General features: G+C 57.6%; 1 protein-coding gene. It reads left to right on the top strand.

Annotated elements, in window-relative coordinates:
- Positions 1–238: DNA topoisomerase (locus tag AAEZ05_RS30105; RefSeq protein ID WP_350650322.1), on the top strand; the 238-nt coding region annotated here is incomplete at both ends.

The raw sequence follows: 238 nt of genomic DNA, 5'->3' as shown, positions 1-238 counted from the left end.
ACCCACGCCTGAAACAGAAACTTCGGGACACCACCGGTATCGGAACCGAAGCCACACGAGCCGGCATTATCAAAGGGTTAATTGATCGCGGTTATTTGCTGAAGAAAAAACGCGCCTTGATGGCCACCGCCGCGGCCCATACCCTGATCGAGGCGGTACCAGCAGCAGTCGCAGATCCGGGTATGACCGCAATCTGGGAACAGGCGTTGGACGAAATCGAAGCGGGACGCCTGACCCT

The sequence above is a fragment of the Pseudomonas sp. HY13-MNA-CIBAN-0226 genome (genome assembly GCF_040310305.1).
GTDB lineage: Bacteria > Pseudomonadota > Gammaproteobacteria > Pseudomonadales > Pseudomonadaceae > Aquipseudomonas > Aquipseudomonas gregormendelii.
The sequence above is the reverse complement of the archived record's forward strand: the minus strand, read 5'-3'. Positions and strand labels throughout refer to the sequence as shown.